The following is a 13470-nucleotide window of genomic DNA, read 5'->3' on the forward strand; positions in this document are numbered from 1 at the left end:
CCTCCGGCTCTCCGGCTGAGGTGTTCGTCGTCAGGGTCTACGGATCGTCAGCGGGGACGGCTCAGCCGTAGACGCCGCGAGCCTGGTCGCGCACGATGCGGCCGCTCTCGATCTCAACGACGCGACGGCGCATCTGGTTCACGATGTTGGAGTCGTGCGTGACCATCACGACGGTCGTGCCGGTGCGGTTGATCCGGTCCAGCAGGCGCATGATCTCGATCGACGTGTCCGGGTCCAGGTTTCCGGTCGGCTCGTCCGCCAGCAGGATCAGCGGCCGGTTCACGAACGCCCGGGCCACCGCCACACGCTGCTGCTCACCACCGGAGAGCTCGTGGGGGTAGCGGTGCTCCTTCCCACCGAGGCCGACCAGCTCCAGCACCTCCGGAACGACCCGGCGGGCGACCGCCTTGGTCTTGCCGATCACCTCCAGGGCGAACGCCACGTTCTCGTAGGCGGTGCGGTTCGGCAGGAGGCGGAAGTCCTGGAAGACGCAGCCGATGGAACGCCGGAAGTGGGGTCGCTTCCAGGAACGCATCGACGTGACGTCCTTGCCGTTGACGACGACCCGCCCCTTGTTGGGGGTGACCTCGTGCAGCAGCATCTTGATGATCGTGGACTTGCCGGAGCCGGATGGACCGATGAAGAAGACGAACTCGCCCTTCTCGATCGAGACGGACACGTTGTCGAGCGAAGGCCGGGACGCCTTCGGGTACGTCTTCGTCACTTGCTCAAGCTGAATCACGGGTCGAGAGTCTACGCGGTGTAACGGGAGAGCCAAGCCCCCCGCCCCACCCTTGCGCATCGCGTCATCGATTCAGCCGGTCAGACGGAGATCGATGACGCGCTCCGTCGGAGGCTGATCACGCACCGTCAACGGTGAGCTGCTGCTGCTTCCGCCAGCGAATACCCGCCTCGATGAAGCTGTCGAGATCCCCGTCGAAGACCGCGGACGGATTGCCCGTCTCCTGCTCGGTCCGCAGATCCTTCACCATCTGATAAGGGTGCAGGACGTACGAGCGCATCTGGTCGCCCCACGAGCCGGCGGCGTCGGTCTTCAGGCCCTGGAGCTTGGCCTGCTCCTCCTGCCGCTTGCGCTCCAGCAGCCGGGCCTGGAGCACGCGCAGCGCGGAGGCCTTGTTCTGCAGCTGGGACTTCTCGTTCTGGCAGGTCACCACGATGCCGGTCGGGATGTGGGTGATCCGGACCGCCGAGTCGGTGGTGTTGACGCTCTGCCCGCCCGGGCCGGACGAGCGGTAGACGTCGATCCGCATCTCGTTCTCGGGGATCTCGATGTGGTCGGTCTGCTCGACGACCGGCAGCACCTCGACCCCGGCGAAGCTCGTCTGCCGGCGACCCTGGTTGTCGAACGGGCTGATCCGGACCAGCCGGTGGGTGCCGGACTCGACGCTGAGCGTGCCGAAGGCGTAGGGCACCTTGACCGTGAAGGTGGCCGACTTGAGGCCCGCCTCCTCGGCGTACGAGGTCTCGTAGACCTCGGTCGGGTAGCCGTGCCGCTCGGCCCAGCGCAGGTACATCCGCAGCAGCATCTCGGCGAAGTCCGCCGCGTCCACGCCGCCGGCCCCGGCCCGGATGGCGACCAGCGCCTCCCGGGAGTCGTACTCGCCGGAGAGCAGGGTGCGGACCTCCATCTCCTGGATGGCCTTGGTCAGCCCGGTGATCTCCGACTCGACCTCGGCAAGGGTGCCGGGGTCCGACTCGGCCTGGGCGAGCTCCAGCAGCACCCCGGCGTCGTCGAGCCGGGAGCGGAGGGTGCCGAGCTTGGAGATCTCGCCGTTGACGTACGACAGCTGCGACGTCACCTGCTGCGCCTTGGCCTGGTCGTCCCACAGGTCGGGCGCGGAGGCCTCCTGCTCCAGGCGGGCCTTCTGCTCGCGCAGCTTGTCGAGGTCGAGGACGGCCTCGATGTTGCGCAGGGTGGCGTCGAGTTCCTTGAGCTGTTCGGCGTAATCGGCAGCGGTCACGACAGACAAGCGTACTGCGCTGCCGGGCCGGCTCAGCCGACCGGGGCGGTCTTGAGCCAGGACAGCGCCGCCTTGTGGTAGGCGACCGCGAACTCCAGCGCGCTGGCGTCGTAGTTCTCGCCTTCCTTCTTGGCGTTCTTGACCTGCTCACGCACCGACGCCAGGGCCTCGGTGTGGTACTCGTTCGCGGAGGCGTAGAGGTTCTTGAGCTGGCTGGCCGAGTGCAGGTTGCCGAAGGACATCCGTAGCGCGATCGGGTTACGGATGGTGTCCTTGCCGGGATTTTCCGCCAGCCAGCGGGAGAATGTCCGTTTCCCGGCCGCCGTCAGCGCGTACGGCTGGCTCATCCGCGGCCCGGGCTTGCCGAGCCGCACCAGACCCTTCTCCGCCAGCACCGGAAGCTCCCGGTAGACCTGGCTGCGGGTCATCGACCAGTACGGCGCCAGCCGCCGCTCGGCGGCGGCCATCAATTGGCCGCCTGTCATCGGGCCGTCGTGCAGCAGGCCCAGCAGGGCCGCCGCCGTCGGGTTGACTCCGGATTCCGCCATGCCCTCTAAGCTGCCACTTTGTCGGACCTGGCGTCCAGGATTTGCCGTTTTAGCCACCCGTTGGGCGGTCCGATGTGCACTGTCGGCGGACGACAGTCCGCCGGGGACGGCGAACCCCTCCCCCGGCCGGCCGGTCGCCGGTGACGCTGCGTGCGCCACCGGCGACAGACGCCGAGGTCAGCCCATGTGCGGGTACCCGTGCTCGGTCGGCGGGACGAAGGTCTCCTTGATCGTCCGCGGCGACGTCCAGCGGACCAGGTTGTGCCAGGAGCCCGCCTTGTCGTTGGTGCCGCTGGCCCGGGCGCCGCCGAACGGCTGCTGCCCGACCACGGCGCCGGTCGGCTTGTCGTTGATGTAGAAGTTGCCGGCCGCGTACCGCATCTTCTCGGCCACCTGGTCGACCACCCGGCGGTCGGTCGCGAAGATCGACCCGGTCAGCGCGTACGGGGCGATCGACTCGGCCTGGTGGACCACCTCGTCGAAGCGGGCGTCGTCGAAGACGTGCACGCCGAGGATCGGGCCGAAGTACTCGGTGGTGAAGGTCTCGTGCGCCGCGTCGGAGCACTCGAAGAGCGTCGGCCGGACGAAGTAGCCGACCGAGTCGTCGGCCGTGCCGCCGGCCAGGACCGTGCAGCTGTCGTCGCCCTTGATCAGCTCCAGCGCGGCGAGGTGCCGACCGAACGCCTTGTCGTCGATGACGGCGCCGCCGAAGTTGCTGAAGTCGGTCACGTCGCCGTAGGTCAGCGAGTCGGCGGTGGCGGCAAGCCGATCGCGCAGCCCACCCTCCCAGAGGGACCGCGGCACGTACGCCCGGGACGCGGCCGAGCACTTCTGTCCCTGGTACTCGTACGCGCCACGGATCAGCGCGGTGTGCAGGGCGTCCACGTCGGCGCTGGAGTGGGCGACCACGAAGTCCTTGCCGCCGGTCTCGCCGACCAGGCGCGGGTAGCCCCGGTAGCGGGCGATGTTGTCGCCGACGGTCTTCCACAGGTGCTGGAAGACCTTGGTCGAGCCGGTGAAGTGGATGCCGGCCAGGTCCGGGTCGGCGAGCACGACGTCGGAGACCTCCTCGCCGCGCCCGGTGACCATGTTGATCACGCCGGGCGGCAGGCCGGCCGCCTCGAAGAGCCGCATGGTGAAGTGCGCGGCGAACTGCTGCGTCGGGCCCGGCTTCCAGACCACGGTGTTGCCGAGCAGGGCCGGCGCCGAGGGCAGGTTGCCGGCGATCGCGGTGAAGTTGAACGGGGTGACCGCGTAGACGAAGCCCTCCAGCGGCCGGTGGTCGAAGCGGTTCCACACGCCGGGCGAGGACATCGGCTGCTCCGCCAGGAGCTTGCGGGCGAAGTAGACGTTGAACCGGAGGAAGTCGATCAGCTCGCAGGCCGAGTCGATCTCGGCCTGGACCACCGTCTTGGACTGGCCCAGCATGGTGGCCCCGTTGAGGGTGTCCCGCCACGGGCCGGAGAGCAGGTCGGCGGCGCGCAGGAAGATCGCGGCGCGCTCCTCGAAGGGCAGCGCCCGCCACATCGGCGCGGCGTCCTTGGCGGCCTTGACCGCGGCCCGGGCGTCGTCGTGGGTGGCGTGCCCGGTGACGCCGAGCACGTGGGCGTGCTTGTGCGGCTGCACCACGTCGATCGGGTCGCCGGCGGCCATCCGCTGCTCGCCGGCGATGGTCATCGGCAGGTCGATGCGCTCCGCGGCCAGCTCGGTCAGCCGCCGCTGGAGCCGCTCCCGTTCGGCGCTGCCGGGCTCGTAGGTGTGGACCGGCTCGTTGCGCGGCTCGGGTACGGAGAACACGGCGTCCATCACGGCTCCTGTGCGATCTCGACGGCGGTGGCGAAATCGGACCCGCGGGCACCGACCGGGCGGCCGGGTGCCGGACGCCGCGCGGCGGACCGGTGGCGGCGGCGGGACCTCGGCCAATTCTTCCATGCGACACCCCTCGCCACCCCTGCTGGTACCCACTCCATCGCTGGTTGCCGGACACAGCCGGACGCAACGGACCGTAGGCCGGAAGCCGCTCCCACCGACCAACCGTTGGCCGGGACGCCTTTCCGCCTCCGATCCGTCACCGGCCGGGCGGGGCACGGCGACCCACCCGGCACTCGCGGGCGGGTCCGGAGCGGCCCCTGCGGCGACGCGTAGGCTGGAGGACCGGTGACCTGCCCGGCCCGCGCGGCCGATCCGGCGTCCGTCGAAAGGGAGACGATGAGCAAGCAGCCCGGCAGCTCCACGGCCGCGGAACCGGACCAGCCCGAGGCCGCCCCGGCCGAGGCGGCGGAGCAGGCCACGACCGTCCCGGCCGACGAGGCGGCCCCCGCGGCCGACCGGCCGGCGTACGCGCCCGGCGCGATCGTGCTGGCGGTCGTGACGGTCGGCTGGCTGGCGGCGATGCTCTGGTCCACCCGGGCGGCGATCACCTCGGCCGCGGCCGGCGTCACCGCGATCAGCCTCTCCGCGTACGCGCTGCCGGGCGTGATCACCGCCGCGCTGGTCGCCGGCGCCGCGGTCGCGCTGGCGGTGACCAACCCGCTCGGCCGGGCCACCCTGCGCTTCCTCGCCGCCGTCGGCACCGGCCTGCTCGTCGGGCTCGCCGCCGCGGTGGCCGTCAACCTCACGTACGCCGACAACGCGACCACCAACACGATCGCCGGCACCACCGCGGCGGCCGCCATCATCGGCGGGGCCGTGGCCGGCGCGCGCAACGCCCGCGTGGTGGGTGGCCTGGCCGGCGCGACGCTGGCCGCGCAGCTCTTCGTCGTGCTGTTCAGCCGTGCCCGGGATCCGCTCTCCGACCTGTTCGGGGCCGGGGACACCCAGCAGTCGATGCTCGACGCCGCGAAGTGGGTGTCCCGCACGGAGTCGCTGCTCGCCGGGCTGATCGCCGGCCTGGTCGCCTTCGGCTACCTCGCCTGGACGCGCCGTCGCGCCGCTCGCCGGGAAGGGGTCGCGCCCGAGCTGCGCTGGCCGGCGTACCTGGTCGCCGGGGCCGGGCCGGGCCTGCTTCTGCTGCTCACCGAGGTGATCATCCGGGTCGGCGGGCACGGGCTGCTCGACCTGGCCGCCGCGCTCAGCGAGGCGGACCAGGTGGCGCAGACCGCCCTCGGCACCTCGCGGGTGGACAACGGCATCTGGGTGCTCTTCGTGGGGGCGCTGACCGCGCTCATCGCGTTCGGCCGCACCCTGGGCCCGCGCCCCGTCGCCGACGACGACGAGCCGGCCGCCTGACCCCCGCCGCGAGCGTCAGGAGACCTCGCCCAGCAGCAGGTCCAGCTCGGTCACGTCGTACCACTCAAGCTCGTGGTCCTCGGCGCCGTCGACGGTGAACTGGGCGTCCGGGTCGCCGGCCTGCGCCTCCACCACCACCTGGGCGGCGGCGGCCACGTCGTCCACCGCCTCCGCCCCGTCCACGTGGATCGCGGCCACCGCCTTCACCGGCGCCGGCCCCGCCAACCGCACCACGCTGGACCCCAGCTCGCCGTCGACCCGGGCGACCGCCCGGGCCGGCAGGTCCACCGAGACGACCACCCGGCGCCGGGGCGCGCCCGGGTCGGCCCGGAGCAGCAGCAGCGCGTCCTGGGCGGCCCGGGTGAAGGCGACGTACTCCAGTTCCTCCTCGTCGCCCTCGGCGTACCACTCGCGCAGCTCCGGGGTCACCGCGTGCGCCTCACCGGCCGGGAGCCCCTCCTCGCGCAGCCGCGCGAGCATCGGGACGGTGGCCGGCACGTACACCCGGACAAGCTCGTCGGTCACCGTTCTCTCCCCTGCTCAGACCCGGGCCGGCGGGCGCCGGCTCCGGGCGCCGATCATGCCGTACGCCGAGACCGTCATACACCTCGCACCCGCCGGGGAGAAGTTCCCCCGCCGGTGAGTCCGAAGCCGGAGCGACGCGTCGGGCGCTGGGGCCGGGCGACGACTGATGGCAAACTGAGCCAAACGAAACCAACTCCGGGAGTCGTCGTGGAGCCCAGGTTCCTGCTGCTGTCCGACGTGGCCGCCGAGCTGAACGTGTCGGACTCGCAGGTCTACCACATGGTGCGCAGCGGCGAGCTGCCCGCCATCAAGATCGGCGGGCGCGGCCAGTGGCGGGTCGAGCGCGCCCGCCTGGAGGAGTACATCCAGCGGAAGTATGCCGAGACCGCCGACTGGGTACGCGGCAACCCGCTCACCGACCGCGACGGGGAGTGACCCTCTGATTCCACACCGGCATTGACGGTCGGCGTTGCCCTGCCCGAGAATGAAGCCAGTCGGAGGCAAACAAAGGCAAACGCAAGGAACAGGGGTTGTGGCCGCCGAGCTCACCCGGGCGTCCCGACGGGTCGTCCCGGCCCGCCGCCGCGCCACCCGGCCGGCCCTCCAGCTCCGCCGACTGCGGGTGTGCGAGCCCCGCCCCGGGGCGGTCGAGGCCGCCGCCGTGCTCGCCGGGGCGGGCGGCGCGAGCTGGGCGATCGCCCTCCGCCTGGAACACCGTCGCGGCACCTGGCTCTGCACCGTCCTGGACGTCCTCTGACCGGCCGGGTGCGGGAGACCTCGGACGGAGATGGCCCCGGTAGGGGCCGAATCCCACCAGGATCTCTGGGCGGTGCGGTGATGCGGACGGGCCCCGGCCGTGGTCGGCCGGGGCCCGTCGGGGCTGGTGCGGGCGGGGTCAGTTGCCGCCGTTCGGAGCGCCGTGGCAGCGCTTGTACTTGCGGCCGGAACCGCACGGGCAGGGCGCGTTGCGGGACGGGCCCTCCCCGCCGTCCACCTGGCCCGGCGCGGCCCGCCGGGCGGTGCTGGCCGCGATCGCCTGGCCGCTCATCCCGGCCGGGGCCCGGCGCGGGCCCGCGGTCGCGGGACGCTCCGACCCGTTGCGACCGACGCCCAGTGCGGGCGCCTGCTGCTCGACGGGCTCCATGACCGGGCCACCCCGGCCGGCCTCGCCGTCGACGGAGGGCGCCGAGTATTGCAGGCCCTGCTGCTGCGGCGCGCGGTTGAGACCCTTGGCGCGGACCTCCACCGGCTTCTCCAGCAGCTGCACCTCCTCGGCCTCCGGCTCGGGCTCCTCGACCTGCACCTCCAGGTTGTACAGGAAGCCGACCGTCTCCTCCTTGATGCCGTCCATCATGGTGGCGAACATGTCGAAGCCCTCGCGCTGGTACTCGATGACCGGGTCGCGCTGGGCGTAGGCCCGCAGACTGATGCCCTCCTGGAGGTAGTCCATCTCGTAGAGGTGCTCGCGCCACTTGCGGTCGATCACCTGGAGCAGGACCATCCGCTCGAGCTGGCGGACCGCCTCCTCGCCGAGCTGCTCCTCGCGCCGGTCGTACGCGGCGTGCGCGTCCTCCTTGAGGCGGGCGAGCAGGAAGTCCTGGTCGAGACCGGCCCGGGAGCCGACCTCCTCCTCCAGCTCCTCGATGGTGACGCCCACCGGGTAGAGCTGCTTGAGGCTGGACCAGAGCTGCTCGAGGTCCCAATCCTCGGCGTAGCCCTCGCTGGTGGCGCCCACCACGTACGCGCCGACCACGTCGTCGATCATGTTGCGGACCTGCTCGGAGAGGTCCTCGCCGTTGAGCACCCGGAGGCGCTCGGCGTAGATCACCTGGCGCTGCTTGTTGAGCACCTCGTCGTACTTCAGGACGTTCTTCCGGATCTCGGCGTTCTGGCCCTCGATCTGGGCCTGCGCGCTCTTGATCTGGCGGGTGACCATCTTCGACTCGATCGGCACGTCCTCCGGGATGTTGAAGCGCTCCATCACCGCCTCGACCGCGCCGGCCCGGAAGCGCTTCATCAGGTCGTCCTGCAGCGACAGGTAGAAGCGGGACTCGCCCGGGTCGCCCTGCCGGCCGGCGCGGCCGCGCAGCTGGTTGTCGATGCGGCGCGACTCGTGCCGCTCGGTGCCCAGCACGTAGAGACCGCCGGCGGCGGCGACCTCCTCCGCCTCGACGTCGCAGGCCTGCTTCCACGTGGGCAGGACCTCCTCCATCGCCTTGGCGTACTCCTCCGGCTGCTCAACCGGATCGAGGCCGCGCTGGCGGAGTTCGTTGGCGGCGAGGAACTCGGGATTGCCGCCGAGCAGGATGTCCGTACCGCGGCCGGCCATGTTGGTGGCGACGGTGACCGCGCCCTTGCGCCCGGCCTGGGCGACGATCTCCGCCTCCTTGGCGTGGAACTTCGCGTTCAGCACGGAGTGCGGGATGCCCCGGCGGCGCAGCAGCTGGGAGAGGATCTCGGAGTTCTCCACCGAGACCGTGCCGACCAGCACCGGCTGGCCCTGCTCGTGCCGCTCGGCGATGTCCTCGACGACGGCGTTGAACTTGGCCTTCTCGGTCTTGTAGATGACGTCCGCCCGGTCGAGGCGGACCATCGGCCGGTGCGTCGGGATGGTCACGACGCCGACCTTGTAGACCTTGTTGAACTCGCTCGCCTCGGTCTGGGCGGTACCGGTCATGCCGGAGAGCTTCTCGTAGAGGCGGAAGTAGTTCTGGAGGGTGATGGTGGCCAGGGTCTGGTTCTCCTGCTTGATCTCCACCCCCTCCTTGGCCTCGATCGCCTGGTGCATGCCCTCGTTGTAGCGGCGGCCGTGCAGGATGCGGCCGGTGAACTCGTCGACGATCAGGACCTCGCCGTCGCTGACGATGTAGTCCTTGTCGCGCTTGTAGAGCTCCTTGGCCTTGATCGCGTTGTTCATGTAGCCGACCAGCGGCGTGTTGACCGACTCGTAGAGGTTGTCGATGCCGAGCCGGTCCTCGATCTTGGCGACGCCGCGCTCGGTGATCGCGATGGTCCGCTTGGCGTGGTCGACCTCGTAGTCGCCCTCGCCGTCGGTGCCGGGCTGGAGGCGGGCCACCACGGCGGCGAACTCCTGGTACCAGCGGGCGGAGTGCTCGGCCGGGCCGGAGATGATCAGCGGGGTCCGGGCCTCGTCGATGAGGATCGAGTCGACCTCGTCGACCACCGCGAAGAAGTGGCCGCGCTGCACCAGCTCGTCCCGCGACCAGGCCATGTTGTCGCGCAGGTAGTCGAAGCCGAACTCGTTGTTGGTGCCGTAGGTGATGTCGCACTCGTACGCGGCGCGGTGCTCGCTGGCCGGCCGGTTGGGCAGCACCACGCCCACGGTGAGGCCGAGGAACTCGTGCACCCGGCCCATCCAGGCGGCGTCGCGCTCGGCCAGGTAGTCGTTCACCGTGACCACGTGCACGCCCTCGCCGGCGAGCGCGTTGAGGTAGACCGGCATGACCGAGGTCAGGGTCTTGCCCTCACCGGTCTTCATCTCGGCGATGTTGCCGAAGTGCAGCGCCGCGCCGCCCATCACCTGGACGTCGTAGGGCCGCTGGCCGAGCACCCGCGAGGCCGCCTCCCGGCACACCGCGAACGCCTCGGGCAGCAGGTCGTCGAGGGTCTCACCGTCGGCGAGCCGCTCCCTGAACTGCTCGGTCATGCCGCGCAGCTCATCGTCGGTGAGGTTGACGTAGTCGTCCTCGATCGAGTTGACGGCGGCGGCGATGGCCTTCAGCCGGCGCACCATGCGGCCCTCGCCCGCGCTAAGGACCTTTTCCAGAATCGACACGGATCAACGCTCCCCTAGACAGTCTCGAACCATCGTAGGCGCTCCATCGCGGCGATGGTCACTGGTGGCGGCGGTCCGGGGCGGGGAACCCGACATAACGCCCCGGGCGGGCGCTGACCGGCGGTTATCCGGTTACGCCCAACGCGAACGATCCGGCACGATGACCCGATGGAGCCCGTGGAGATCATCGAGGACGGCCTGCTGCTGCGACCGTGGCACGCCGAGGACGCCGACGCGGTGTACCGCGCCTGCCAGGATCCGGACATCCAGCGCTGGACCACCGTACCTCGCCCGTACCTGCCCGAACACGCCCTCGGATTCGTGACCGCGATCAGCGGGCAGGCCTGGGCCGACGGCACCGGGGCGCCGTTCGCCGTCTGCGACGCCGACACCGGCGAGCTGCTCGCCTCGTGCGGTCTCGTGTCGATCGACCGGGCCCTGGACTCCGCCGAGGTGGGCTACTGGACGGCGCCCTGGGCCCGCGGCCGGGGTGTGGCGGTCCGGGCCACCCGCGCGGTCGCCCGCTGGGCGTTCGACGCGCTCAAGCTGCGCAGGGTGATCTGGCAGGCCGAGGTCGGCAACCACGCCTCCCGGCTGGTCGCACTGCGGGCCGGGTTCCGGATCGAGGGCGAACTGCGGCTCGCCCACCCGGCCGTCGACGGCCGCCCGGAGGGCTGGCTCGGGTCGCTCTTCCCACACGAGCTGGCCGCGCCCGGCGAGCCCGTGCCGTTCGGACCGGACACCCTGCCGGCCCGCCGGGCCGCCGTGTTCGGCCGTCCCCAGCCCGTTCTCTTCGCCACCGCGGCGGGCACCGAACTGCGGCTGCGCCCGCTGGCAGAGCACGACCTCGACGCGGTGATCGAGACCTGCCGGGACGAGGACACCGTCCGCTGGACCACCGTCCCGCACCCCTACCTGCCGGAGTACGCCGAGGGGTTTCTGCGGGACGTCGCACGGGCCGCCTGGGCCCGGGGCACCGGCGCCACCTTCGCCATCGCCGACGCCGACGACCGGTACGCCGGCACCATCGATCTGCGGATCTCCCCCGCCTCCCCGCTCGTCGCCGACGTGGGCTTCATGACCGCCCCGTGGGCCCGGGGGCGCGGCTGGATGCCGGCCGCGCTCGGCGCGCTGAGCGCCTGGGGATTCACCACGCTCGGCCTCGCCCGGATCGAGTGGCGGGCCAACGTGGGCAACACCGCCTCCCGGCGCGCCGCCGAGAAGGCCGGCTTCGTCTTCGAGGGCACCGCCCGGGCCGGCATCCAGCACCGGGGGGAACGCGTGGACGTCTGGGTGGCCGGGCTGCTGCCGCAGGATCTGGCGTGACGCCTGAGACGATCGAGGCGTACGGGGTGCGGCTGCGGCCGTCCCGGCTGGCCGATGTGGCGGACACCGTGGCCGCCTGCACGGATCCGCTGACCCGGCGGTTCATGACCGGCCTGCCGGACCCCTACACCGAGGAGAGCGCCCGCTGGTGGATCACCGAGGGCGCGCCTGCGGCCTGGGCCACCGGCGGTGCCGCGTACGCGATCGCCGACCCCGCCACCGACCGGCTGCTCGGCGCCGTCGGGCTCAGCAACCCGGTGCCGGCCCGCCGGCAGCTGGAGATCGGCTACTGGGTGGCGCCGTGGGCACGCGGTCGGGGCGTGGCCACGGCGGCCACCCGGGCGCTGGCCGAACGGACCTTCGCCGCCGACACCGCCCGGCTGGAACTGCTCGCCGCGCCCGAGAACGTGGCCAGCCAGCGGGTGGCACTCGCCGCGGGCTTCCGGCACGAGGGGGTACGCCGCGCGGCCGGCACCGCGCCCGACGGCGGCCGGTACGACCTGGTCGCCTGGGTACGCCTCGCCGACGACCCGCCCGGGCCGACCGCCCGGCCGCTGCCGGACCTGCCCGGGGGCCGGCTCACCGACGGGGTGGTCGCCCTGCGCCGGCTCGGGCCGGCGGACGTGGACCCCCTGCACCGGCTGCACACGCTGCCGGAGGTGGTGGCGAACCGGGTGCCGCCGGTCCCGCCCACCAGGGAGTCGATCGAGCGGCGCTGCCGCCTGGCGGAGAGCCACTGGCTGGCCGGCCGCTCCGCCGATGTCGCCATCGTCGACGCGGGCACCGGCGCGGTGGCCGGCGGGTGCGCGCTGGTGTACGACGAGCCGTCCACCGGCCAGGCCATGCTCGGCTACAGCCTGCTGCCCGAGGCGCGGGGCCGGGGGCTGGCCACCCGGACGGTCGGCCTCGTGGCGGGCTGGGCGTTCGACATCGGGCTGGCCCGGCTCTGGGCCGGCACCCGGCCGGAGAACGTCGCCTCGCAGCGGGTGCTGGAGAAGGCCGGATTCCGGCGCGAGGGGCTGCTGCGCGGCCGGCTGCCCGGCCCGGCCGGCAGCCGCCTCGACTCGGTGCTCTACGGCCTGCTGGCCGCCGACCGCGCCAGGCCCCGCTGACGGCGGGAGCCGTGGTGGTGGTCCACCACGGCTCCCGCCGGTCGTGCTCGCGGTGGTCAGGGGTCAGGCGTCGAGCGAGATGATCCCGTAGTCGTAGGCGTGCCGGCGGTAGACGACGCTCGGGCGGCCGGACTCCTTGTCCTGGAACAGGTAGAAGTCGTGGCCGACCAGTTCCATCTGGAACAGGGCGTCGTCGACGGTCATCGGCTCGGCGGGGTGCACCTTCTCCCGCGCGATGTGCCAGGGCTGGTCGTCGTACTCCTCGTAGCCGTCCTCGTCGGGCCGTTCGGCGACCGCGGTGGCCGTCCCGTGCCCGTTCAGCACCGCCAGTCCGGGCCCGTCCAGGTCGGCGACCGGCAGGTCCGCGGTGGCGGCGGCGACGGAGAGCGGCGCGTGCCGCCCACGGTGTACCCGACGCCGGTCGGCCGCCCGGCGGAACCGGGTGTCCAGCTTGGCTATGGCCGCGTCCAGCGCGCTGTAGAAGTCATTCGTGCAGGCCTCGGCCCGGATCACCGGACCGCGCGTCACGCAGGTGATTTCCACCCGCTGGCAGTGATCGGCCTGGCGCGGATTGCGCTCGTGGAACAACTCGACGTCCACGCGAATGAGCTTGTGGTCGTAGCGTTCGATCTTCGCGAGCTTTTCAGCTACGTGCACCCGGTAATGGTCCGGCACTTCGACGTTACGGCCCTTGACCACGATGTCCACGTGACCTCCCTTGTTCGGACGGTCGTTCGGTTCGATATCTCCGGTCGACGTGCCCTGGGAGTGCCCCGCTCGGCGTCGACCGGTTGCGTGCGGCTACGCCTCCTTCCAGTGCCGGGAGAAGGTTGGAACGCCTCCTACCCCCGACACGAAGACGCTAACTCCTGTTCGGCCACCAGTCACCCCAAGTTGCCGGGAGAGGCCGCGAAATTTAACAGCTCATACACCATGGGGTGAAACGGAAACAC

At 71.8% G+C, this 13470-nt stretch carries 11 protein-coding genes and 1 pseudogene; 5 read left to right on the forward strand and 7 right to left on the reverse strand.

What is annotated here, in order from left to right; all coding sequences use genetic code 11:
• Positions 1-61: 61 nt before the first annotated feature.
• From ftsE to pruA, 4 genes are all read right to left on the reverse strand, one after another.
• Positions 62-742 (reverse strand): cell division ATP-binding protein FtsE, encoded by a 681-nt coding sequence (ftsE, locus tag Q2K19_RS05915; RefSeq protein WP_091670783.1) that lies wholly within the window; start codon positions 740-742, stop codon positions 62-64.
• A 118-nt stretch (positions 743-860) separates the two neighbouring features.
• Positions 861-1982, reverse strand: a complete 1122-nt coding sequence (prfB, locus tag Q2K19_RS05920; protein WP_302768254.1) for a peptide chain release factor 2 — start codon at positions 1980-1982, stop codon at positions 861-863.
• A 32-nt stretch (positions 1983-2014) separates the two neighbouring features.
• Positions 2015-2530 (reverse strand): PadR family transcriptional regulator, encoded by a 516-nt coding sequence (locus tag Q2K19_RS05925; RefSeq protein ID WP_302768256.1) that lies wholly within the window; start codon positions 2528-2530, stop codon positions 2015-2017.
• Positions 2531-2707: 177 nt separating this feature from the next.
• Positions 2708-4336: an L-glutamate gamma-semialdehyde dehydrogenase gene (gene pruA, locus Q2K19_RS05930; protein WP_302768257.1), complete on the reverse strand. Its 1629-nt coding sequence runs from the start codon at positions 4334-4336 to the stop codon at positions 2708-2710.
• A gap of 402 nt (positions 4337-4738) precedes the next feature.
• On the opposite strand from pruA, the gene Q2K19_RS05935 reads away from it, so the two are divergent.
• Positions 4739-5758 (forward strand): hypothetical protein, encoded by a 1020-nt coding sequence (locus tag Q2K19_RS05935; RefSeq protein WP_302768259.1) that lies wholly within the window; start codon positions 4739-4741, stop codon positions 5756-5758.
• Positions 5759-5773: 15 nt separating this feature from the next.
• On the opposite strand, the gene Q2K19_RS05940 is transcribed toward Q2K19_RS05935, so the two are convergent.
• Positions 5774-6283, reverse strand: coding sequence for a DUF6912 family protein (locus tag Q2K19_RS05940; protein ID WP_302768261.1), 510 nt, complete (start codon positions 6281-6283; stop codon positions 5774-5776).
• A 207-nt stretch (positions 6284-6490) separates the two neighbouring features.
• Here Q2K19_RS05940 and Q2K19_RS05945 point away from each other — a divergent pair, with 207 nt between their 5' ends.
• A complete protein-coding gene (locus tag Q2K19_RS05945; protein ID WP_302768262.1) occupies positions 6491-6718 on the forward strand; it encodes a helix-turn-helix transcriptional regulator in 228 nt (75 codons plus the stop codon).
• 97 nt (positions 6719-6815) lie between these two features.
• Positions 6816-7040 (forward strand): annotated as a pseudogene (locus Q2K19_RS05950) (Rv3235 family protein); the annotation flags it as partial.
• A 138-nt stretch (positions 7041-7178) separates the two neighbouring features.
• Here the strand turns inward: Q2K19_RS05950 and secA are convergent.
• The gene (secA, locus tag Q2K19_RS05955; RefSeq protein WP_302768264.1) at positions 7179-10079 is read right to left on the reverse strand and encodes a preprotein translocase subunit SecA; all 2901 of its coding nucleotides are present in this window, start codon (positions 10077-10079) and stop codon (positions 7179-7181) included.
• A 168-nt stretch (positions 10080-10247) separates the two neighbouring features.
• Between secA and Q2K19_RS05960 the strand changes: the two genes are divergently transcribed.
• Positions 10248-11405 carry a GNAT family N-acetyltransferase gene (locus Q2K19_RS05960; RefSeq protein WP_302768265.1) on the forward strand — a complete coding sequence of 386 codons (1158 nt, stop codon included), beginning with the start codon at positions 10248-10250 and terminating at the stop codon, positions 11403-11405.
• On the forward strand, positions 11402-12517 hold the full coding sequence (locus Q2K19_RS05965; protein ID WP_302768266.1) for a GNAT family N-acetyltransferase: 1116 nt from the start codon (positions 11402-11404) through the stop codon (positions 12515-12517). Before Q2K19_RS05960 ends, Q2K19_RS05965 begins: the two co-directional genes overlap by 4 nt.
• Before the next feature lie 63 nt (positions 12518-12580).
• Here Q2K19_RS05965 and hpf read toward each other — a convergent pair whose 3' ends face one another.
• Positions 12581-13225, reverse strand: a complete 645-nt coding sequence (hpf, locus tag Q2K19_RS05970) for a ribosome hibernation-promoting factor, HPF/YfiA family (protein WP_302768267.1) — start codon at positions 13223-13225, stop codon at positions 12581-12583.
• Positions 13226-13470: the final 245 nt, after the last annotated feature.

The organism is Micromonospora sp. NBRC 110009, from assembly GCF_030518795.1.
Classification (GTDB): domain Bacteria; phylum Actinomycetota; class Actinomycetes; order Mycobacteriales; family Micromonosporaceae; genus Micromonospora.